We start from the raw sequence: 22756 nt of genomic DNA, 5'->3' as shown, positions 1-22756 counted from the left end.
ATACTGATTTTGGTGCGCTAACTCTTAGGCGCACCATATATTTGTTCTGCACGGTTAAACAATACCCACGAGGTTAAAATATACTTATCGTTTGATACTGGCTTATTGCCTCTATGAGTATGTGTAAAGTAGCCAGGTGCTATTACCATAGTGCCTTTTTTAGGGGCGATTTTACGGTTTTGATAATAAAACTCTGTTTCACCACCTTCTTCTACATCGTTTAAGTAAAACATAAATAACAACACGCGATGCAAAGCTTCATTGTGCTGTAGCTGCGGATAAACTTCACTGTGCCAGTAAGGGTAGCCACCTTTGTTTACTTCGTATTTTTGCGCTTGAATGTTACCGAGTCTAAAAATTTGCTGAACTAAAACGGGTAATTGCGGTTTACCCACTTCTTCAAAATTCTCTTGGGTTAAATCGACTACATCACCTGTTTTTGGATGATAAACCTTTAAGCCAAATGCCCCAATCATCATAAAAATATGCTCTTCAACATACTTAAAAACATGCTGTGCAGTCGTTTGTTGTATATGTTTTAATTGTTGTGCATATTCGGGGTGATTATTTAAGTGTAGGTCGTGGCTGTCTTTTTTCTTTAAGTCGACACCGCCCGATGTTACCCCTTGTCTTACATGCGGGCTTTGCGCGAATGTGGAAATAAATTCATCGCAAAACTCATCGCTTAATGCGTTATCAATAACGCGTATAAAGTCCGTCATGGTTTACCTTTATATAATTATTATTGGATTTTTATGTTTATTGAAAAAGTGATGCCGCGCTTTAGCGAAACAGATGCACTCGGACACATTAACAATACCGTACTCCCTGTATGGTTTGAAGTCGCGCGTGGACCTATTTTTAAGTTTTTTACACCGGACTTAAATCCACATGATTGGAAATTGATTATCGCCAAAGTTGAAGTGTCGTTTGTAGGCGAATTATTTTATGGCCACGAAGTGACAGTTAAAACCTCTGTAGAGCATATAGGGACTAGTTCTTTTACGCTTAGGCAAGAAGCATGGCAACACGATAAATGCTGCGCAATAGGCAAAGCTGTGATGGTGAGATACGACTTTATTGCTAAATCAAAGCAAGCGCTTAGCATTGACGAAAAAGCAGCGCTTAACGAGCATATTTACCAAGGCAGTTAACCTTACAAAGCTTATATTTTATATAAGCTCATGCTGAGCTGGATTAGTGTAAATAAATAATGGCAGCTGTAATACCTATCCTCAATAATACTTAATCAATTTGAGGGATTAAATCTGACGATAACTGCGTTAAAAATTTCTGATATAGAACAACTAAATAACGAAATTTTTGCCTTGTTATCAACACGATTTTCTTACCTCAAAATAGATCACTTAATTAAGTGAAGAGGTATAAATTTTTGTCGAGAAATTTTAACGTATTTAGATTGAGTTGCAGGCTTCAATTATATACTATTTATATTATATATTGTTGCGCCGTTATAACAGGAAATGTTAATTCGGTAATTTGATTGGAGTATGCGTGTGACATCTATTGCCAGTAACCAGCCTTTACAAGTTATTCAGCTCAGTGATGGTGAGAATTTAGCAGCTGAAATTTTGCCGTTTGGCGCAATAATAAAAAGCATTAAATTTAAAAAACAAGAAATGACGCTTAGCGTCGATGACCCTCAATACTATCTTGAAAACCCATTTTACTTAGGCGCTACAGTAGGTCGATACGCTAATCGTATTGCAAAGGGGCGTTTTAACTTATCTGGTACGCAGTATCAACTAGAGGCAAATAACGGTCCTAATAGCCTACATGGCGGTGTTAAAGGTTTTAATAAAGTACTTTGGCAAGTAACTAAACAAACTGAAAGTGAAGTTGAGCTTTATTATTGCTCGCCGGACGGCGAACAAGGTTTCCCCGGTGAGTTGCAGGTTTGGCAAACTATTAGCGCTAAAAACGGCGAGCTTACTCTGCACTTTAAAGCGATAACGAATAAAGAAACGCTCGTTAACTTTACCAACCATTGCTATTTTAATCTTGATGGCAGTGAGTCAATTAATGAGCATCTTGTTCAAATTAATACCGATCGTTACCTTCCTATTGATACAACTAGTATTCCACTTAATGAAGCCGCTTTAGTTTGCGGTACCTGCTTTGACTTTAGTAAGCCAGCTCAAGTTGGTGAGGCCTTAAGCGCCGTTCATCCTCAGCTAGAAGCTGGAAATGGCTTTGATCACTGCTATATTTTTAATGATGACAGCAGTTTAAAGACGATGGCTACATTAACTTCGCCACACACGAACGTTAGTTTAACCCTTAAAAGTACGCAGCCAGGCATGCAGCTTTATACCGCAAACTTTGTTGGTTCGCCTTTTAAAGCACGGCAAGCTTTGTGTTTTGAAGCGCAAAATTGGCCAGATGCGCCAAATCGTGAAAATTTTCCAAAGGCTAATTTATTGCCAGCAGAGAAATACGAACAGGTTATTATTTACGCTTTTTCTGAGTAAATACAGTTCTTTAATGTTAATTAAAAGAAAATCAAAAGAAAATATACGGTAATTAAATGCTATCCATAATTAAGGAAAAGGTTGCACTTTTTGCCGGTTTAAAGTATTTATAATATAAATAGTATTTGAAACTATACGCACTACCACAACGACTACACACAATCAGGAGTTTTTAAAAAATGATAATTAACAATAAGTTATCGTTCAACAAGAAAACCGCGCTCAGTATTGCTATCACTGGTATATTGGCAAGCGGAAGCGTTGCAGCTCAAGGCGCTGAAGGCAATACGCCTACAGTAGTAAATGAAGATGTTGAAGTTATCGCAGTAACGGGTATCCGCAGCAGCTTACGTTCATCAATGTTAGATAAAAAAGCATCTAATGTTGTTACAGACGGGATTAAAGCAGAAGATCTTGGCAAATTTCCTGATTTAAACGTAGCAGAGTCTCTGCAACGTATTACAGGTGTAGCAATTGACCGCAGTGGTGGTGAAGGCCAAGCGGTAACTATTCGTGGTTTTGGTCCACAATTTAATACTGTACTTGTTAATGGTCGTCAAATTGCGACAGACAGTGCAGGTCGTGAATTTAATTTTGATGTATTAGCGGCAGATCAAATCACCGGTGCTGATATTTATAAAAGTAATACAGCAACGCTTCAAGAAGGCGGCATTGGTGGTACGGTTAACGTAACTACAGCACGCCCTTTTGATTTTGGTGGTTTACATATTTTAGGTTCAGTTAAAGGTATGTAGAAAGCCTTTCTGAGGAAGTATCTCCATCAACATCATTTTTAATAAGTAATACGTTTAACGATGACAAGCTAGGTGTGCTTTTTGCCATCACTAATCAACAACGTAAACTTCAAAATAACCAAATTTTAACGGCAGGTTGGCGCGGTGGCCAAACAATATCTAACCCAACTGATGGTGTATTGTTTGAAAATGCCTATATTCCACGTAACTGGGACCAAGTAGTTGATGAGCAAGACCGCGAGCGTACAAATGCAAGTTTAGTACTTCAATATGCACCATCTGACGATGTTACGATTACTGTTGATGGTATGATTTCAAAATTCGAAGTTGACTCAACAGTACGCGATTTAGTATCTTGGTTCGAACCAGACCGTGTAGGCAATGCAACGATTGATCCAGAAACAGGCACTCTTTTAACTTTCTCTCAAGAAGTTGGTTTAGGCGCGCCAAGTGGCGACCCTGCAAGTGACTTTGTATCGCATACACGTAATTCACGTGATGTAACTAATAAAGCATTTGGTATTAACGTAGATTGGCAAGTAAACGAGTCATTAAAAGCTAAATTTGATGTATCTCGCTCAACAGCCGAAAACGACCGTGCTGGTAGAGATCGCTTTAACGTTGTAGGTGTTATCAATAGCTATACTTTTGACGGTACAGGCAGCATTCCTACTGTACAGCATGACGGTTTTGAAAATGGTTCGTTGCCAGATCCAAGCCTAGCGCGACTTCATCACAACGAAATTGGTAATCAATTTACAGATGAAGATGAAATTACTGAAGTAAAAGCCGATTTTGAATATGTGCCAGATAAAGGCCCAGTTGATCGCATTAACTTTGGTGCTTATCGCCAAGAGCGTGAAAAATCTAGCTTCCAAATTTTTGGTAGCCAATGTCAATTTTGTGGTTACGGTACACAAGCACCGCTTGATGAAATTGATTTTGAAGCATATACAGCGAGTAATTACTTCCCTGGTTTAATCGATACATTTTATAGCTACGATGGCGATAAAATGCTTGATTACTTAGCCGATCAAGGTTTCCCAGTAGAGCCAACGCTACAAAATAACCGTTACACAATTAACGAAGACATCACTAGCTTATACATGGACTTTACGCTTGGTTTTGACTTAGCTGATATGCCAGTAACCGTTAATATGGGTGCTCGTTACTCTGAAACCGATATTGCAGTTGCTGCAATACAAAGCTTTATTAGCGATGTAGTTCCAACTTCAGATGCGACATTGTTTGCTAACGTATTTGGCCCTGCGACTAATATTGAACAAGGTACTAGCTACTCAAACTTACTACCGTCTTTCAACGTTAAGCTTGAGCTACAAGATAATATGATTTTACGTTTTGCCGCGTACGATAGTATTACTCGTCCAACTATGTCTCAGTTATCTCCTGCGACAAACTTTAACGAACCACGTCGTCAAAACTTAACGGCAAGTGGTGGCAATCCAGCACTTAAACCATTCCAATCAGAAAACTGGGATATCTCTTACGAGTGGTACTACAACGATGCTAACTTATTTAGCTTTGCAGTATTTAGTAAAGAAGTTGACGACTTTATTGTTACGTTAACAGGTGCAGAAACATACGAAATGTCTGACCGTTCAGGTCCTGATTTTGCGTGTACTACATGTACAGACCAAACAGATGACGAACTTATTGGTAGCTCAGAAGTTTACACTGTAAGCCGTCCTCAAAATGGTGAGTCTGCAACTGTAACCGGCTTCGAAGTGGGTGTTACTCACATGTTTGAAAATGGCTTTGGTTTTATCGCTAATGCGACTGTTGTGAATAGCGACATTAGTGTAGGTGATGATACAACTCAAACATTTGCACTTGAAGGTTTGGGCGATTCACAAAACTTAGTATTGTTTTATGAGCAAGACAACTGGCAAGCACGTGTTGCATTTAACAACCGTGAAGGCTTTTTACGCTTAGTTGATAACGGCTTCAATGGTGAACCAGTGAACGTAGAAACGTACGGCCAGTGGGATATTAGTGCAAGCTATGATATTAATGAAAACTTCACTATTTTTGCTGAAGGCATCAATATCACTGAAGAAGAGTTAGTACAAACAGGTCGTTTTGCTAACCAAATTTATTCAGTGGAAGATAATGGCTCACGTTACGCGTTTGGTATTCGCGGATCGTTTTAATTAATGTTTGAGGCGAACTTCTCGCCTCTTGTTTCATTGCAGCACATTAGTGCTAATACCAATTAGGTTAATTTAACAGTAATGTATATTAGTTAACCTAATTGGCTAAAATGAATTCACATTAAATCAAAATGCCCTACCGGGCATTTGTTGTATAAAACGTTATCAAAGATACTCAAAGAGTAGTCCATTATGAATAAAACAATAAAAACAATCGCAGTAATTGGTGGCGGCACAGCAGGATGGTTGAGCGCTGCAATTATAGCTTCGTATCACCAAGGTCAAAATGGTGACGGCTTAAAAGTGATGTTGGTTGAATCGTCAGACATTCCAACTATTGGCGTAGGTGAAGGTACCTGGCCCACGATGAAAAACACACTTCAGCAAATAGGCTTGCGTGAAGTTGATGTGTTTAAAGCCTGTAATGCTACCTTCAAACAAGGCGGAAAGTTTGTAAATTGGACGCATGGCAATAATGACTTTTACTACCATCCATTTACTGTACCGCTAGGCTACGGCCGTATAGATTTAGCCCCATATTTAGATAATGTTGAAGACTTTGCACAGCAAACTAATTTTCAACATGATATTTGCGAAGCAAGCTTAGCCCCAAGAGGTATAGCGCAAGGTGAATATCAAGGTAACTGTAATTACGCTTATCACTTAGATGCCGGCGCTTTTGCAGAAATACTTAAACAGCATTGTAAAAGTAAGCTTGGCGTAGAGCATATTGTTGGTACTGTTGAACAGGTAAAACTTGATGACGATGGTGCAATAAATGAGCTTACTCTAAAAGATCAAACCCGCATTATAAGCGCCGATTTATTTATAGACTGTACTGGTTTTTCATCATTGTTATTAGGCCAAGCGCTCAACGTAGCGTTTAAAAAAATGGACCACGTGCTATTTAACGACAGCGCACTGGCGATGCAAGTCCCTTACGATGAAAACGATGACTCCTTAGCCAGCCATACCATAGCAACAGCGCAAAATGCTGGATGGATTTGGGATATAGGTTTAACGCATCGTCGTGGTGTAGGGCATGTATATTCAAGCAAATTTTTATCAGACGATGAAGCAGAGCAAAACTTACGAAACTATTTAGGCGATGCAGCAAACGGTTTAACTGCCCGTAAAATTAGCTTTGAGTCGGGCTACCGTGAGAAGTTTTGGCATAAAAACTGTGTTGCAGTGGGTATGTCAGCAGGGTTTGTAGAGCCGCTTGAAGCAACCGCTATTATGCTTGTTGAAATTTCAGCACGCTTTGTAGCAGAGCATATGCCAGCAGATACACAAGTAATGCCTATTGTAGCTAAACGCTTTAACGAGCAAATGGACTACCGCTGGCAGCGCATTATCGACTTTTTAAAGCTGCATTACATGTTAACCAAGCGCCCAGAACCTTACTGGCAAGCACATGTGCAGCCCAATACTATTCCACAAACCCTGCAAGAAGATTTACTGCTTTGGGGAAGCCGTGGCCCGCTTATTCAAGATTTTCATGGCGCATTAGAGTTATTCCCAGCCGCCAGCTACCAGTACGTTTTATATGGTATGGGCTTCAAACCAGACTTTACTAAACAGGCTTATTTGTATTCACAACATGTGCAAGCCAAACAAATAATTGAACGTAACAGCCAGCTTACACAGCAGATGTTGCAAACTTTGCCGCCACACCGCGCTTATATTGAGCAGTGGTTAGCGGCTAACCCAGTTTAAGGATGTGTAACTATGGCTATTAGTGAACTAGTAAACACCAAACACCAAACATTAAAAATTAACCCTAATGCAGGTATTGAATATGCAAAAACGCAGCATTTAGTTAATTTAAGAGCAAATGAAATAGCAAAAGCAGCCTGCGACTTACCTATTTTTTTAGCACGAAATGCGCAAAACGGCAGTTATACCGTATCGGGTTTAACAAGCTTTAGTGCTGGGCAAAGTTTATTGGTTAATAACCACCAGTGGCAGGCGCTTTACACACCGGTATGTATGCAAACCCAGCCTCTTTATTTAATGACCCGTGAAGCAAATAGCAGCGACTACTTTATTGCGATTGATGATCAAAGCTCAGCCGTAAATACGCAGCAAGGCGAGGCACTATTTGATGCTAAAGGTAACCCAAGCTTATTTTTAAATTCACAGCAAAAGCTACTTGAGAGCGATTTAAAAAATGATTATCAAACGTATCAATTTACCCAGGAAGTAGCGCGCTTAGGGCTTATTAAAAACATAGATATTGTATTGCAGTTTGAACAAGGCGAAACCCAAACTATTCAAGGTTTGAGCACCGTTGATGAAGACAAACTGCAAACTTTAGATAGCGATACCGTTGCAAACTTACACAAGCAAGGTTACCTAAGTGTGCTTAACAGTATGCTTATTTCACTGTTTCAGTTAAATGCATTGGTAAAGCTGCACAACCAACGTCCCGAACTTATGCCTTTAAAGCAAATTAAGTTAGAACTAAGTCGAGATGCGCACGCGCTGTAGCGTGCACTTTTTTATTACACAGACATTGCGCGTAACGCGTAGGAGACACACACATGTCAGATAACATTTTACAGCTGGTGGTTTTTGTTTTTGTCACCGCTTTAATTGGTGGCCTTACTTATTGGAAATGCCGAGGCCAAAATCGTAATAACGGACAAAGCCAAACCAAAGAGTATTTTTTAGCGGGCGGTGGCCTTACTTGGATGTTTGTTGCAGGTTCAATAACATTAACTAATTTAAGTACCGACCAACTAGTAGGTATGAATGGTAACCAAATGGCTTTACTAGTTTGGTGGGAGTTTGCAGCAATTATAGGTTTGATTATTTTAGCCAAAGTGTTTATTCCTGTTTATTATAAATACAACTGTACAACGACCACAGAGCTTTTAGAAAAGCGCTATAACAACAAACATATTCGCGCTGTTATTGGGGGATTATTCTTTTTAGGTAATGCACTTATTTACATGCCAGCGGTAATTTACTCAGGTGCGCTGTTTATGCAAACCATGTTTAAGGTTGATATTCCGCTAATGTATATTGCCACCGCATTTGCCATTGTAGGTGCTATTTATGCGTTTTTTGGTGGTCTACGTGCAGTTGCAGTGTCTGATACTTACAACGGTTTACTGGTACTGGGTATGGCTGTTTTAGTGGTATTTTTAGCACTTAATGCGATTAATTATGACTTTACGGGTATTCCTGAGGAGCGCTTAACACTCATAGGCGATGCTGACTCACCTATTCCGTGGCCAACACTTTTAACCGGTATGATCTTTATTCAAATGTATTACTGGGGTACTAACCAAACAATTACGCAACGAGCCATGGCTGCTCCTAATGTTAAAGAAGCGCAAAAAGGTATATTTGCAGCTGCGGGTATTCGTTTTTTAATCGTCCCTGCAATTGTGGTATTACCGGGTATTATTTCGTTTAAACTTTACGGCGATATTGGCGACGCTGCTTATGGTCGAATTGTAGGTGATGTAATGCCAGCATGGTTAACCGGTGTGTTTGCAGCGGCAATGGCAGCCGCTGTACTCTCTACTTACAACAGCTTATTAAATTCAGCTACAGCACTATACGTGTGTGACATTCACGAAGCTTACTTTAATAAAGAGCCAAGTGTTGTAAAGCTAAGTGGTTACGTAACATTGCTACTAACAAGCTTAGCACTGGTACTTGTACCAATTTACCAGCAAGCCGACAGTATTATTAACTTACTACAGCAATTAAACGGCTTATTAAGTATGCCTATATTCTCAATTTTTGTAGTGGGCTTATTATTTAAAAATGTTGATGCACGTGCAGGTATTGCAGCAGTAATTTTAGGTGTTGTAATGTACGGCATGCTTACGTTTGCAAACTCACCACTACATACTGACATTCATTACATTCATTTAATGCCAATTACACTGATTGTATGTGTAGCTTTTGCATTGATAGTAAATAAAGTGGTATTTGGTTTGAATGCGCAGTGGGCAGGTAAAACACCGGCACTTGATGACGCAGGCCAAGCACAAGTACAAAAATAACGTATAAATAGTTTAAGCTGACAAAATCGGTCATGGGGAAACTCTGGCCGATTTTTTATATGTATTAAAAGCAACATGACAACTTCAAAGCTAAGGTTAGTTTAATACTTTTTATTACAGTGGTACTTCCAGTGAGTTTATCTGACTATTTGCGATGTAAAGACTATCAAAACCTAATTTATATGATATATACTATTATTATTGAATGTCACTGTCTGATCGATTGTGGCTCAAGCAATGAGATACATTTAGTACATAGTGTAGCTTACTAATTTTCGTTATATTTATAACTCACACAATGAATAAGAGGATAGGAAAATCATGGCCGACACTAAATCATTTTATCGATTAGACAGTGTAAACAGCACCGTTATTTTCGACTGCCAGAGCAAAACACCGGCGTTACTGTACTTTGGTAAACGCCTATCTGAGCAAACAACAGAAACAATGCTAACTCAGCTTGCTACGCGTCAAGAAGTAAAATGTGCCGTGGTTGAAGAAGCGCCTATTTCTCTATCTCCATTACTCGGTGAGGGCTTTACTGGTGCGCCAGGGCTTGAGCTAGTAAACGACTCAATCGCATGGTCAGTAGGGCCAGAGCTTCAAGAAGTGCGTCAGCCTTCAAGTACGACCGCTGAGTTTGTAAGCGTAGATAAGCTTCGTGGTATTGAAGTAGTGCACAGCATTACACTTGATAAAAACACTGATGTACTAAGCGCACATACTGTATTAACTAATTTAGGCGACTTACCGCTAAGCGTTAACTTTTGCGCAGCACCAACATTTCAGCTACCAGATAGCGTAAGCAAAATAGTGAGCTTTGAAGGTCGTTGGTCAAACGAATTTCAACGTCAGTCGGTTGATTTAGTTTTAGGCAGTTTTGTTCGCGAAAACCGTAAAGGCAAAACATCACACGATGTATTTCCAGGTTTATTAGTGCATAACGAAAATGCAGGCGAGCAACACGGCGAATGTTACGGCTTTCATTTAGGTTGGAGTGGCAATAATAAATTACGCGCAGAGCTTTTAGCTGAAGGTCGTCGTTATGTACAAATGGGTGAGTTATTACTTCCTGGTGAGCTTACGCTTGCTAAAGGTCAAACGTATCAAAGCCCGAGCATTTATGGCTCGTTTTCGAGTGAAGGTTTTAGTGCGCTTTCTCGTAATTTTCATCGTTTTGTTAAAGCTAATTTACTTAGCCAAGCACAGCGTGAAAAAACGCGTCCTGTGCATTACAACACATGGGAAGGCATTTACTTTGATCACGACGTAGACACGCTTAAGCAACTAGCCGACAAAGTAGCGCCGTTAGGTATTGAACGTTTTGTACTTGATGATGGTTGGTTTAAAGGCCGCCGTGGCGATAACGCTGGTTTAGGTGATTGGACAGTAGATTATAAAATTTACCCAAATGGTTTATCACCCGTTATTGATCATGTGAATAGCTTGGGTATGGAGTTTGGTATTTGGTTCGAACCAGAAATGGTCAACCCTGATAGCGATTTATACCGCGCGCATCCAGATTGGGTTTTAGGATCTGAAAACAACGAACAGTTAAGCTTTAGAAATCAGCTAGTACTTGATCTAACGCGCTCTGAGGTTGTTGAGTACCTATACAAAGCCATCGACGATATTTTAGTTGAATACCCAACTATTAAGTACATTAAATGGGACATGAACCGCGATATTAACCATGCGGGTAATTTTGATGGTAAGCCAGCAGTGCACCAGCAAACATTAGCACTCTATCGTTTAATTGACCGTATTAAAGCGGCGCACCCAGGGCTTGAAATAGAAAGCTGTTCGTCAGGTGGTGCACGTGTAGATTACGGCGTACTTGCACACACAGACCGTGTATGGACGTCAGATTCAAACGATGCGCTTGACCGCCTTGAAATACAGCGTGGATGTTCGTTCTTTTTCCCATCGTCGGTTATGGGTGCACACGTAGGCCCACGCGATTGTCATATCACAGGGCGTAATGTAAGTATTGAAATGCGTGCTGCGGTATCAATGTTTGGCCACATGGGCATTGAAATGGACCCACGTGAACTGAACGATCACGAATACAATGCACTTAAAGCGGCAATAGCACTTCATAAAGAGCATCGTGAGTTTATTCATAGCGCCGATTTATACCGCTTAGATAGCGACGATTTATCAATTAACTTTGGTTTAATCGATGAGCAAAAAACAAAAGCGTTATTTGCGTATAACAGCGTTCGTGAAACACCGCGTACAGCGCCTAATAAATTACGTTTTGTTGGCCTAGATGGCGATGCGCAGTACACACTTAATTTAGTGTGGCCGGTAAAATTTGAAGAGTATCGCCCATCTTCTATTGCTGCGGTAAATGGTCAAACATTTACAGGTGAAGCGCTAATGCAGTTTGGTTTACAAATGCCAATATCATTCCCGCAAACATCGCTTATATTTGAGCTTAACAAAGCTTAAATTTAACTAAGAGCAGTAAAAGGCGCTAATCGCTTTTATGCTGCTTAGCTTAGATATCAGTAGTCAGCTCTATATTGTTTAGAGCTGACTTTTTTATATCCTTTGTAAATGCTAACAAATAAATTTAGCATCCCTAACTTAGTAAGCTAATTTAGTAAATTAACTTAGTAAACTCAAAGTATCGAAAATAGAGTGGTTACGCTTGCGCGTAATTTTGCTTATTACCCAACCAACGTTGAATTAGTGGGTCAACAGCTTCAGGGTGTTGCTTAAGCATTTGCTGTGCAATCGGCCTAACTTGATTAAGTATGTGCTTATCACGGGTAAGATCTGCAATTTTAAACTCGGCTAACCCTGTTTGTTTTGTACCAAGTACTTCACCAGGGCCACGAATTTCTAAATCGCGCTCAGCTATCACAAAACCATCGTTACTATCGCGTAGTACTCCTAATCGCTTTTGAGCGGTGTGAGACAACGGTGCGTGGTATAAAAGTACGCAATGCGATGCCGTAGCGCCACGGCCAACTCGCCCACGTAATTGATGTAATTGTGCTAAGCCTAAGCGCTCGGGGTTTTCTATAATGATTAAGCTCGCATTGGGGACATCTACACCAACTTCAATAACCGTAGTGGCAACTAAAACATGTATATTACCTGCTTTAAACTCACTCATAATGGCTTGTTTTTCAGCTGATTTCATTCGGCCATGTACTAAGCCTACGTTTAGCTCTGGTAGCGCTTCTTTTAACTGCAGTGCGCTGTCCTCCGCTGCCTGGCACTGCAGTACTTCAGATTCATCAATAAGTGTACACACCCAATAAACTTGGCGGCCTTGCTCGTTACACGCTAATTTAACGCGAGCAATAATATCGTCTCTGCGAGTATCAGGAAGTGCCACTGTTGTGATTGGCGTACGCCCTGGTGGCAGCTCGTCAATCACAGAAGTTTCTAAGTCGGCGTAGGCGGTCATAGCGAGTGTACGTGGGATAGGTGTTGCGGTCATAACTAGTTGATGGGGGTAGCAATCACCAAACTTACCCTTTTCGCGTAGTGATAAACGCTGGTGGACACCAAAGCGGTGTTGTTCGTCAATAACGATGAGCACTAAGTTATTAAACTTAACTTCATCTTGGAATAAAGCGTGAGTACCTACAATCATTTGCGCCTCACCAGAGGCAATTTTTTCAAGTGTTGCTACGCGCTCTTTGCCCTTTGTTTTACCGCCAAGCCACGCAACTGTTATGCCTAGTTGATTAAACCACGTTGTAAAATTAACACCATGTTGCTCTGATAAAATTTCAGTAGGAGCCATTAAAGCGACTTGAAAGCCCTGAGCAATGGCTGTTAGTGCACTAAGTGCTGCTACTAGGGTTTTACCTGAGCCTACATCGCCTTGTACTAAACGCATCATGGGATACGCGTGTTGCATGTCACCTTTAATTTCAGCAACTACGCGGCTTTGCGCATTTGTGGGTGCAAAAGGAAGTTGCTCTAAAAATTGGCTTTCTAATGTGTTTACCGGATTTAATGCCACGGCTTTAACTTGTTGCCCTTGCTCTCTTACTTTTAATAAGCTGAGATTTTGTGCAAGTAATTCTTCAAATACAAGGCGCTGTTGAGCAGGGTGAGTACCTTGTTCTAATGCAGTTACATCAACATCATTAGGTGGGCGATGCAGCAATAATAAGGCGTCGCTTAACGCCATACTTGATAGCTGCCATTTTGAAGGCAGTAGTTCTTCTATTGAATATTTGTGTAGTAAATCAATAGCCTGTTCGCTTAAAGCTCTAATCGATAGCTGCTTTAAACCTTCGGTTGTTGAATAAACGGGTGTTAATGTCGTCGCTACCGGCTGCTCGTTAGAGGTATCGCTGATGCTGTATTCAGGATGACTCATTTCAAAGCCAACACGGCCTCGGCGTATCTCACCAAAACAACGTATTATTTTACCTGCACTAAATGCGTTCTTTTGTGCGGCGGTAAAATTAAAAAATCGTAGTGTTAGCCTGCCAGTACCATCATTGATTTGGCAAACAAGCATGCGCCTTTTACCAAACGTTATTTGGCTTGTTTCAATTGTGGCTTCAACACTTACGTGGCTATGCAGTGACAACTCGCTAATCGCGTATAAGCGAGTACGATCTTCGTAGCGAAGTGGCAAATGAAAAAGCATATCTTGCACAGTTAAAATACCTAGCTTTAGCAAACGCTCAGCCATTTTTGGGCCGACCCCTTTGAGCTCTGTAATTGGGTATTGATTTAAGCTAGGTTTAGACAAATTGTATCAATCTTATTATTTGTGAGTAAGTTAAGTGTACTTACAGAGCTTTAGTCCATCAAGTATGTTTTAAAGCTTGCCAAAATTGCTCATCAGCGACGATTTCGCCGTTTTCATCAAGTGCTGGGTAGGGTAATTTTTTTTGTTTACACTGCCTTGCAATAATAGGATGGCAGCCTTCAAAGTAAAGTGGGTGCTTAACTTCGGCGCTCAGCATATCTCTATTATATAAACCAGCCAGCTCTCGTTGGCGCTGTGCTTCAAACAATATTAGCGCAGCAGCAACCGAAACATTTAGCGATTGCACCATGCCTTGCATTGGAATAATAATATTTTGATCGGCATATTCTAGGGCTTTTTCTGATATCCCTGTTTTTTCTTGTCCAACAATAATAGCCGTTGGCTTGGTGTAATCTACTTCTCTAAAATCAACGGCATCTTCTGACAGGTGAGTCGCTAATATCTGTATTTCTGGATTGCGTTCACGCATTGCCACTACAGCATCATCAATATTTCTATGCAGGTGCGTCTCTAGCCAGTTTTTACTGCCACCCGAGGTATTGTTTGTTAGCCATTTTTGTTTTTCAGGCCATACAGCATGTACGTGATGGCAACCAACCGCATCAGCACTTCGTACTATTGCCGATAAGTTATGGTGTTTATGCACGTCTTCTAAGCACACGGTTAAGTCTGTTTGACGGCGCGAAAGTACGTCTTCGATTCTTTGATAGCGAGTTTGCTGCATGGTTATCCTCTTTTTTCGGCAATTATACGAGATTTTTACAGTTAAGGCATTACCGTACGGCTAATTGGGTTTTGTAGAGAAATAAGTGTTTCTGTTGATTGAATGGCCTCTATTGCCTGTATTTTATTAATCAGTACATCTTGTAAGTGATCAATGGATTTTGTCATTACTTTTATAAATATACTGTAGTTACCTGTTGTGTAATAAGCCTCTACCACTTCCTCCAATGCTTCTAGCTTTATAAGCGTTTGCGGGTAATCACGTGCGTTATTTAAATTAATGCCTATAAAGCAACACACATCGTAGCCTAGCTGTTTAGTATTAATCGTTAATTGGGTGCCTGTAATGATCCCTGCCTGCTTCATTTTTTCAATTCTTACGTGAATTGTCCCCGCGCTTACATTAAATCTTTTTGCTAATTCGGCGTATGCAGTACGGGCATTTGCCATTAACGCATGAAGTATCTGTTTATCGAGATTATCGATTAAATAATTTTCCATTATATTTTTCTCATAAAATTATCGAATATCTGGTTTTTATATCACTTAATTAATGCTTTTTATATATTAAAGCTATTTTTGTTGTGGGATGTTGAATTAATCCTTCAAATCGTTACATTAACTTCATTAAGGGCGCTAGTTAGAGCGCTTTTTATCAATTAAGCAAGTAACAATAACTGGGAATGAGGCCAATTATTATGAGTTCACACTATGTGCAGCAACAGCAGCAAATAAGTAAAGTTAAGCAATTTTTTTCACAACAACTAGAAACCCAACTTGGGCTGGTTGAGGTTCAAGCCCCAATTTTGGCTAAGGTTGGCGACGGCACGCAAGATAACTTAAGCGGCCATGAAAACGCAGTTGCTGTAAATGTGAAAGCGATTACAGATAGCCGCTACGAAGTGGTGCATTCACTGGCTAAGTGGAAACGTAAAACACTGGCTACTTATGGCTTTGGTGTTGGTGAGGGTATTTACACTCAAATGAAAGCTTTGCGCCCAGACGAAGATTCATTAAGTCCTATTCATTCTGTATATGTTGATCAGTGGGATTGGGAAAAAGTAATTAGCGAAACGACAGAGCGTTCGCTGGCAACACTAAAGCAAACTGTTCAGTCTATTTATAAAGGGATAAAAGAGACGGAAGCTTTTGTAAGAGAGTCTTATGGTTTGACGCCTTTTTTACCGGATGATATTAAGTTTGTACACAGTGAAGAGCTACGTAAAATGTATCCTGAATTTAGTGCTAAGCAACGCGAAAAAGCCATTGCACAAGAATATGGTGCTGTATTTTTAATTGGTATTGGTGGCGCGCTTGGTGATGGTAAAATCCATGATGTAAGAGCCCCAGATTACGATGATTGGTCTACACCAACATGCGATCAATACATGGGTTTAAATGGCGATATTTTAGTATGGAACCCAGTGCTTGAAGATGCATTTGAAATATCATCAATGGGTATACGTGTAAGCCCTGAAGTTTTAAAAGCACAGTTAAGTACAACTGGAGATGAAGATCGCTTAGAGTTTGATTGGCATAAAGCGCTACTACAAAGTAAATTCCCGCAAACAATTGGCGGTGGAATAGGACAGTCGCGCTTAGCGATGCTATTGCTACAAAAGCAGCATATTGGTCAAGTACAAGTGGGTGTATGGCCGCAGCAAACACATGTTGAGGTAAGTGGTTTACTTTAAAATATGAATTAATTTGAGTGCTCAATAGAGCACTCTGTTCTTAGCTTGTTTTAAACTCTATTTCAATTTTGTTATTCAAAAGTTTAACGTTGCACGGAGGGTAATTACGGATTGTTTTTAGCACTTTATCAAAAATATGAATTTCTACACCTGAATGCAAAACAGAATTTACCGCTAAATTAGCGTCGTTAAGTAAATCGTGTAAGTCGTGATCTAAGTTTGAAAGACGTTTTTCTAATTGCTCTGCCTGCTCACAATAATGCTTTTGAGTAGCACCAATTTTAGTAATTAATAGTTTTTTCTTTTCGGCATCTTTCACTAAATCAGTTTTTTCTAGTGCTGCTTGCAACGTGTCTAGCTGTGCATCTGTTTTAGCTAAGTCTTTAAAGCAATTATCAGTATCTGCTGTTATTTCGGCGCCAGAAGCCGCTAAGTTAATAATCATTTTAGCACCTGACTCATTCCCTATTTCGCCAGCAATGAGGGTCGTTGCATCAAGTATTTCTCCACCAAATATTTTACCCTTAGGTAAGTCTGATTGACCAACTTGCAGTAAGCGTTTAGCTTTCATTACACAATGGCTTGTTTGACGCTCAATAAAAATATTATTTGCTTCTAGATAGCAATACTGTGAGTGAGATACATGAATATCACCCAGCGCAATTAGTTTGCAAGAAAGTGATTTACTATCCACTTTTTGATGGCCAATAATACCTTGTTTAACAGTGATGTTTCCGCCTGCGGTAAGCTCGCCAGATTCAACCGTGCCAAATATAGTAATATCGCCTTTGGCAGTTACTTTCATCCCTGGGTCTATATTGCGAGTAACAATAACACTGCCTTGAAAGTCAATATGGCCGCTTTTTACATTTACATCTGAAATGGTAAAAATATCGTCGACACGCATGCCATTATTAATTTCAACCGGAACACCAGCAATAGTAGAGACTAACTCAAGCGGATTCATTTTTGATATTTCAGTGCCTTCGCCAGCCACTAATTGTTTATTTTCTCCGGGTTTTGCAGGCAGTATGTCACCTATTACGGTAAATCCTTCTTTACCGGGAGTTGCTGGTTGTTGGCGTATAAGCACAGAGCCAGGCTCTACGCTTGCAAGCTTGCCAAAGTCGCGCATGTCCACACTGCCGTCTTCTTTGAGTTTGGGCGCTTTTAAACGATCTTTTAAAGTCTCTACCGTTGTTATTAGTTTAGTGGCTAAACCATCGCTTGGGAGTGTACCTTTAGCTAATATCCCCTTAACTACAGATCCCGCAGAGTGTTCAGATTGTTTTTGTAGCAGCTGTTCTAAAAAAGCTTGTTTATACCCGCGCACAATACCTGCTTTAACGAGTTGTTTTTTTGCATCTTCTAAGCTTAATAACTTTCCACCTTGGGCAAGCGTTAGCTCGCCAATGGCCAGCATTTTATCGTCGCTAATTGTTACATTTAAAGTAGCATTGTGTTTTGTTGCTACAACCAGAGTTTGTTGTGTGTTTTCGTTTTTAAAAAAATCATTAATAGCGTCATGATCTATTTTACAGTCGCAAAAAGCTGACTTTTCGAGAGCCTCTAAAATAAATGCAGCGCTGGGAGGAATATGTTCTTTTACATCAAGTAAAACATTTCCATTGTTGGCAATCTTAAACACGAGTTAATCCTTTTTTACTACTTAAGTTAAGTTTGTTTTTTAAAACACAACTACAGATTGCTAGAAATTTACATTTGAGTCAAGAAGTCAGAGAAAACGAAGTGCAGAGCGAGAAAATAAAGGCTATAGAGAAGCTCTATAGCCTGTAATACTTAATTGGTAGAAGGAAGTTCCATTATTCCGTCTATTTCAACTTGTGCACCTTTTGGGAGTGCACGAACACCTAATGCAGCTCTCGCTGGGTAAGGTTGTTTAAAGTATTGGCTCATTACTTCATTTACAGTGGCGAAGTTAGATAGATCTGTTAGGTAAATATTGATTTTCACTAAATCTTGAATTTGCCCGCCTGCTTTTTCGCATACCGCAGTAATATTTTTAAATACTTGATGCGTTTGTTCGCTAAAGTCTTCTGAAATCATTTCCATCGTTTCTGGAACTAATGGAATTTGACCAGATAAATAAACAGCGGTACCTACTTTAACTGCTTGGCTGTAAGTGCCAATAGCTGCAGGTGCTTTGTCGGTAGAGATAAATGCTTTATTCATGTGTTTCCTATTTTATTTTTTACGATAGACTTTTTGCACATCAGGCATAACGCGAATGCGGCGCATAATGTTGGCAACGTGGATACGGTTTTTAACGGTAACCCCTAAATCTATCACGTATAAATTACTTTCTTTTTCATCAGTGGCAATTTCTACAATATTGGCTTGGGTTGTAGCAACAACATTGGTTAGCTTAGCTAACGCGCCTTGATGGTTAATAATTTCAACTCTCAGAGCTGCAATATATTCTTTTTCTGGGCTATCGTCCCATTTTACAACTAAGTATTTAGAGCGCTCATTTTCCCAACCACGAATGTTTTTACATTCTTGGCGGTGAACAGTCAGGCCTTTACCTTGGCTTATGTGAGCTGTAATGGCATCACCTGGTACAGGTCGGCAGCACTTAGAGTAATTCACTAACATGCCTTCAGTACCAATAATGGTCGCTTTGGCTTGGTTTGTTATATCAGTTAAATCGTCATTGTCATTTTGCAATAAGCGCTTGGCAATTAACATGCTCATTAAGTTACCAGAGCCAATTTCTACCAACAACTCTAAAACTGTGGAGAGTTCGTGTTCTTCAAGTACTCTCGCTATATTTTCATCAGCAATACTATCTAGTTTGTTTTCACCTAATGCCGAATCAAGTAAACGACGCCCTAAAAGCATAGCTTCTTCATGATGCTGGCTTCTAAGGTAATTACGAACACCTAAGCGTGCTTTACCAGTAACAATAAAGTTTAGCCATGTTGCATTAGGGTGGGCACCTGAGCTTGTTATTATCTCTATGGTTTGCCCTGTATCTAACGGCCTACTTAAAGGATGTGGCTTGCGATTAACGCGTGCGCCTACACAAGTGTTGCCTACATCAGTATGAACTGCATACGCAAAATCGACTGCGGTAGCGCCCATTGGTAGCTCAACAATACGACCATCAGGTGTAAATACGTAAATTTCTTCTGGGAATAGCTCAGTTTTTACATTTTCAATAAATTCAAACGATGAACCCGCACTTTGCTGAAGCTCTAATAAGCTTTGCATCCATTGGCGAGCACGTTGCTGCGAAGTATTACCTGCACCATCACCTGATTTTTTATACATCCAGTGCGCCGCTACACCTTTGTCGGCCATCTGATCCATATCGTGAGTACGAATCTGAATCTCAACAGGTATTCCGTGTGGGCCAACTAATGAAGTATGAAGCGATTGGTAACCGTTAGTTTTTGGTACTGCAATATAATCTTTAAAGCGTGTTTCTATAGGCTTATAAAGACTATGAACCACACCTAATACGCGATAACACGTATCCATAGAATCAACTGCAATCCTAAACGCGTAAATATCCATAACTTCGTTAAATAGCAGTTCTTTATTAAGCATTTTTTTATAAATACTATATAAATGTTTCTCACGGCCTGACACAGTCGCTTTAATGCCTGACTCTTCAAGACGTGCTTCTATTTCGTGTTGGATATTAGTGATAACTTCTTTGCGATTACCACGTGCTTTTGCTACTTCAGATTTAAGTGCGCGATGACGCATAGGATATAAAGCTTGAAAACCTAAGTCTTCAAGCTCATTTTTAATATCGTGGATACCTAAACGGTTTGCTATTGGCGCGTAAATTTCAAGCGTTTCACGTGCTATTCTGCGGCGCTTATCTGGGCGCAGTGCCCCTAAGGTACGCATATTGTGCGTTCTATCAGCAAGCTTGATTAAAATAACCCGAATATCCTGAGTCATTGCCATAATCATTTTACGGTAGTTTTCGGCTTGGAATTCTTTTTTATCTTTAAAGCTAAGTTTATCGAGCTTACTTACACCTTCAACGAGTTCTGCCACTGTTTCGCCAAAAATTTCGGCTAAATCTTGTTGGCTAAAATCAGTATCTTCAATTACATCGTGCATTAGCGCGGCCATGAGCGTTTCATGGTCAAGATGCATGCCTGCAAGAATTTGGGTTACTTCAACAGGATGAGTAATATAAGGTTCGCCACTTGAGCGAGTTTGTCCTTCATGGGCCTCTCGGGCTACCACGTAAGATTTTTGAACCAGCTCTACATCAGCTGCGGGCAAGTATTCTGAAATTTTCTTTTTAAGACCTTCAAAAAGATACATTCACACTCCAATGTTCTAGGGCCTGTTGACCTTTCAGGATTAAAATTTGTTCAATCTAGGGGCGATTTAATCGCGGCGCGAGGTTTTTAGCCTAGCGGGCTAAGTAAAAATCGAGAAACAAAGAGTAAATTGCCCCTAGGCAGAACCCTTTGGACAGCTCCTGTTTGGCATTTATGCAAGCATACTACTGCAAATTTAACCTCGAAAGATAGACAGCCCTAGTGAAGCAAATTAGGTAAGTTACGAATATACGATGAAATGAAAGGATTGCCAACGGCTATAGTAGAAATACTGCGCCGTTGGCTAAATCAGACCGGGAGGTCGATTATTGGTTGCCACCAACAATGGCAGCAACAGCAGCTAATTCTGCTGCTTCTTGGTGTTGTTGTTCTTCACGGTCAATTAAGTCCATTGAAGAGCTATCAACTAAACCTAATTCAATTTCACGTAAAGCAACTACCGTTGGCTTATCGTTTTCAGGGTCTACTAGTGGAGTTTTACCACCAACAGCAATTTGGCGGGCACGACGAGCCGCAACTAAAATTAAGTCAAAACGATTACCAACTGCATCTACTGCATCTTCAACTGTTACGCGGGCCATCACAGCACTCCAAAAATAATTTAAAAGCAAAGGCGTAGTTTACTCCAAGGAGCCACTTTCGCCAATAGCCAGTGTTCAATTTTTATCAGTTTTACTTGCCTAAGCCTAATTTAAGTAGGCTTAAATTATTTAAGCAGACTATTTAGTAAAGCTTGATGACGATCTTCTTGGGTTTTTAGCGTTAAGCGCTGAGCCATTACAATTGTTTCTATGTCGGCAAGTGCGCTCTCAAAGTCATCATTAACAATTACAAAGTCGTATTCGTTATAATGTGATGTTTCAGATTGTGCTTTTGCCATACGAGAGGCAATAACTTCAGCCGAATCTTGGCCACGGTTATTTAAGCGTTGCTCTAATTCTTCTTTTGAAGGAGGTAGTATAAAAATAGTTTGTACGCTTGGCATAATTTTGCGCACTTGCTGAGCGCCTTGCCAATCAATATCTAAAAACACATCAATACCCGCATCAAGTTGCGACTCAATAGCTTGCTTTGATGTGCCGTAGTAATTATCGAATACTTGAGCCCATTCAAAAAAGTCATCTTTGGCAATAAGCGCTTTAAATTCGTCTGTAGATACAAAGTGATAATGTACGCCATTTTCTTCACCTGGGCGAGGGGCGCGAGTTGTATGTGATACAGATACTTTCATGTCAGCGTGTTTTTTTAATAACGCATTGATTAAGCTTGATTTACCAGCACCAGAAGGGGCTGACAAAATAAATAAGTTACCGCGAGTTTGTGCCATTTTTTCTCTACCTAAAAATAAACAGGCCTGGGTTACAAGTAAGCCAAGCCTTTAATTAACTGCATTGTACTTTAATTAGCTCACCTTGCTCAAGTTAGTCGTGCTCATGTTGGTCATGCCCAAATTGGCTTGGGCGTATTTTGCTAAGTTAGATTTTAAATAAAATTGCAGTTTAAAATTGTCAACAGAACTAGCCGCTAGATATAAGTATTTGATAAGGTGAAGTATCACCTAGTAAAGGCTGTCTCTTGATCACAAGTCTGACTCAAGAGATTTTGCTAAATCGTAGCCTTCCAGGATGGCTTGTAACTTAAGCCATCCTTGCCATAACACTTTCACAGATGCACGCCCTGTGCGCTTGGTATCTTTCCAGCCTCCTAACTTTGCCAGTTCCTGATACGCCCATGACATATTTGGAGCAGTTTCAGGCAATGGTGTTTTTATTCTCTTTAACCACAATAACTTCCATGCTTTGGGAGATAACA

16 protein-coding genes and 2 pseudogenes are annotated in these 22756 nt (G+C 40.0%); 8 read left to right on the top strand and 10 right to left on the bottom strand.

Going from position 1 to position 22756, the window contains the following annotated elements:
- Nucleotides 1-17 precede the first annotated feature (17 nt).
- The gene (locus QL998_RS05175) at nucleotides 18-722 is read right to left on the bottom strand and encodes a 2OG-Fe(II) oxygenase (RefSeq protein WP_165743502.1); all 705 of its coding nucleotides are present in this window, start codon (nucleotides 720-722) and stop codon (nucleotides 18-20) included.
- A 33-nt stretch (nucleotides 723-755) separates the two neighbouring features.
- Here QL998_RS05175 and QL998_RS05170 point away from each other — a divergent pair, with 33 nt between their 5' ends.
- From QL998_RS05170 to QL998_RS05135, 7 genes and pseudogenes are all read left to right on the top strand, one after another.
- Nucleotides 756-1154: an acyl-CoA thioesterase gene (locus QL998_RS05170; RefSeq protein ID WP_002958811.1), complete on the top strand. Its 399-nt coding sequence runs from the start codon at nucleotides 756-758 to the stop codon at nucleotides 1152-1154.
- 363 nt (nucleotides 1155-1517) lie between these two features.
- Nucleotides 1518-2492, top strand: coding sequence for an aldose epimerase family protein (locus QL998_RS05165; protein ID WP_024606514.1), 975 nt, complete (start codon nucleotides 1518-1520; stop codon nucleotides 2490-2492).
- Nucleotides 2493-2671: 179 nt separating this feature from the next.
- A pseudogene (locus QL998_RS05155) lies at nucleotides 2672-5418 on the top strand (TonB-dependent receptor).
- Nucleotides 5419-5610: 192 nt separating this feature from the next.
- The gene (locus QL998_RS05150; RefSeq protein ID WP_182193725.1) at nucleotides 5611-7137 is read left to right on the top strand and encodes a tryptophan halogenase family protein; all 1527 of its coding nucleotides are present in this window, start codon (nucleotides 5611-5613) and stop codon (nucleotides 7135-7137) included.
- 12 nt (nucleotides 7138-7149) lie between these two features.
- Complete coding sequence (locus QL998_RS05145; RefSeq protein ID WP_182193724.1) at nucleotides 7150-7911, top strand: SapC family protein; 762 nt, start codon at nucleotides 7150-7152, stop codon at nucleotides 7909-7911.
- A gap of 53 nt (nucleotides 7912-7964) precedes the next feature.
- Nucleotides 7965-9443 (top strand): SLC5 family protein, encoded by a 1479-nt coding sequence (locus tag QL998_RS05140; RefSeq protein WP_182193722.1) that lies wholly within the window; start codon nucleotides 7965-7967, stop codon nucleotides 9441-9443.
- A gap of 321 nt (nucleotides 9444-9764) precedes the next feature.
- A complete protein-coding gene (locus tag QL998_RS05135) occupies nucleotides 9765-11897 on the top strand; it encodes an alpha-galactosidase (RefSeq protein WP_182193719.1) in 2133 nt (710 codons plus the stop codon).
- Between the two features lie 196 nt (nucleotides 11898-12093).
- Here the strand turns inward: QL998_RS05135 and recG are convergent, their stop codons facing one another.
- The 3 genes from recG to asnC are packed head-to-tail and all read right to left on the bottom strand — an operon-like array spanning nucleotide 12094 to nucleotide 15420.
- Complete coding sequence (recG, locus tag QL998_RS05130) at nucleotides 12094-14175, bottom strand: ATP-dependent DNA helicase RecG (RefSeq protein ID WP_290192267.1); 2082 nt, start codon at nucleotides 14173-14175, stop codon at nucleotides 12094-12096.
- 58 nt (nucleotides 14176-14233) lie between these two features.
- Nucleotides 14234-14920, bottom strand: coding sequence for a tRNA (guanosine(18)-2'-O)-methyltransferase TrmH (gene trmH, locus QL998_RS05125; RefSeq protein ID WP_076925783.1), 687 nt, complete (start codon nucleotides 14918-14920; stop codon nucleotides 14234-14236).
- 41 nt (nucleotides 14921-14961) lie between these two features.
- Entirely contained in the window at nucleotides 14962-15420 is a 459-nt protein-coding gene (gene asnC / locus QL998_RS05120) for a transcriptional regulator AsnC (protein WP_002958822.1), read from the bottom strand.
- A 197-nt stretch (nucleotides 15421-15617) separates the two neighbouring features.
- On the opposite strand from asnC, the gene asnA reads away from it, so the two are divergent.
- The gene (gene asnA, locus QL998_RS05115; RefSeq protein ID WP_182193715.1) at nucleotides 15618-16613 is read left to right on the top strand and encodes an aspartate--ammonia ligase; all 996 of its coding nucleotides are present in this window, start codon (nucleotides 15618-15620) and stop codon (nucleotides 16611-16613) included.
- A 40-nt stretch (nucleotides 16614-16653) separates the two neighbouring features.
- On the opposite strand, the gene QL998_RS05110 is transcribed toward asnA, so the two are convergent.
- From QL998_RS05110 to QL998_RS05085, 6 genes and pseudogenes are all read right to left on the bottom strand, one after another.
- Nucleotides 16654-18261: a FapA family protein gene (locus tag QL998_RS05110; RefSeq protein WP_290192266.1), complete on the bottom strand. Its 1608-nt coding sequence runs from the start codon at nucleotides 18259-18261 to the stop codon at nucleotides 16654-16656.
- A gap of 152 nt (nucleotides 18262-18413) precedes the next feature.
- Nucleotides 18414-18806 (bottom strand): RidA family protein, encoded by a 393-nt coding sequence (locus QL998_RS05105; protein WP_039488601.1) that lies wholly within the window; start codon nucleotides 18804-18806, stop codon nucleotides 18414-18416.
- A 12-nt stretch (nucleotides 18807-18818) separates the two neighbouring features.
- Nucleotides 18819-20924 carry a bifunctional GTP diphosphokinase/guanosine-3',5'-bis pyrophosphate 3'-pyrophosphohydrolase gene (spoT, locus tag QL998_RS05100; protein ID WP_290192265.1) on the bottom strand — a complete coding sequence of 702 codons (2106 nt, stop codon included), beginning with the start codon at nucleotides 20922-20924 and terminating at the stop codon, nucleotides 18819-18821.
- A gap of 325 nt (nucleotides 20925-21249) precedes the next feature.
- Nucleotides 21250-21525, bottom strand: coding sequence for a DNA-directed RNA polymerase subunit omega (rpoZ, locus tag QL998_RS05095; protein WP_002958829.1), 276 nt, complete (start codon nucleotides 21523-21525; stop codon nucleotides 21250-21252).
- A 125-nt stretch (nucleotides 21526-21650) separates the two neighbouring features.
- Nucleotides 21651-22271 carry a guanylate kinase gene (gmk, locus tag QL998_RS05090; protein WP_290192264.1) on the bottom strand — a complete coding sequence of 207 codons (621 nt, stop codon included), beginning with the start codon at nucleotides 22269-22271 and terminating at the stop codon, nucleotides 21651-21653.
- 252 nt (nucleotides 22272-22523) lie between these two features.
- Nucleotides 22524-22756 (bottom strand): annotated as a pseudogene (locus QL998_RS05085) (IS4 family transposase); the annotation flags it as partial.

It is taken from the genome of Pseudoalteromonas sp. APC 3691 (genome assembly GCF_030408135.1).
Lineage (GTDB): Bacteria > Pseudomonadota > Gammaproteobacteria > Enterobacterales > Alteromonadaceae > Pseudoalteromonas.
The sequence above is the reverse complement of the archived record's forward strand: the minus strand, read 5'-3'. Positions and strand labels throughout refer to the sequence as shown.

Coding starts and splice junctions, on each gene's coding strand:
- QL998_RS05175 (WP_165743502.1), bottom strand. CDS start 722: ATGACGGACTTTATACGCGTTATTGATAACGCATTAAGCGATGAGTTT.
- QL998_RS05170 (WP_002958811.1), top strand. CDS start 756: ATGTTTATTGAAAAAGTGATGCCGCGCTTTAGCGAAACAGATGCACTC.
- QL998_RS05150 (WP_182193725.1), top strand. CDS start 5,611: ATGAATAAAACAATAAAAACAATCGCAGTAATTGGTGGCGGCACAGCA.
- QL998_RS05145 (WP_182193724.1), top strand. CDS start 7,150: ATGGCTATTAGTGAACTAGTAAACACCAAACACCAAACATTAAAAATT.
- QL998_RS05140 (WP_182193722.1), top strand. CDS start 7,965: ATGTCAGATAACATTTTACAGCTGGTGGTTTTTGTTTTTGTCACCGCT.
- QL998_RS05135 (WP_182193719.1), top strand. CDS start 9,765: ATGGCCGACACTAAATCATTTTATCGATTAGACAGTGTAAACAGCACC.
- trmH (WP_076925783.1), bottom strand. CDS start 14,920: ATGCAGCAAACTCGCTATCAAAGAATCGAAGACGTACTTTCGCGCCGT.
- asnC (WP_002958822.1), bottom strand. CDS start 15,420: ATGGAAAATTATTTAATCGATAATCTCGATAAACAGATACTTCATGCG.
- asnA (WP_182193715.1), top strand. CDS start 15,618: ATGAGTTCACACTATGTGCAGCAACAGCAGCAAATAAGTAAAGTTAAG.
- QL998_RS05105 (WP_039488601.1), bottom strand. CDS start 18,806: ATGAATAAAGCATTTATCTCTACCGACAAAGCACCTGCAGCTATTGGC.
- spoT (WP_290192265.1), bottom strand. CDS start 20,924: ATGTATCTTTTTGAAGGTCTTAAAAAGAAAATTTCAGAATACTTGCCC.
- rpoZ (WP_002958829.1), bottom strand. CDS start 21,525: ATGGCCCGCGTAACAGTTGAAGATGCAGTAGATGCAGTTGGTAATCGT.
- gmk (WP_290192264.1), bottom strand. CDS start 22,271: ATGGCACAAACTCGCGGTAACTTATTTATTTTGTCAGCCCCTTCTGGT.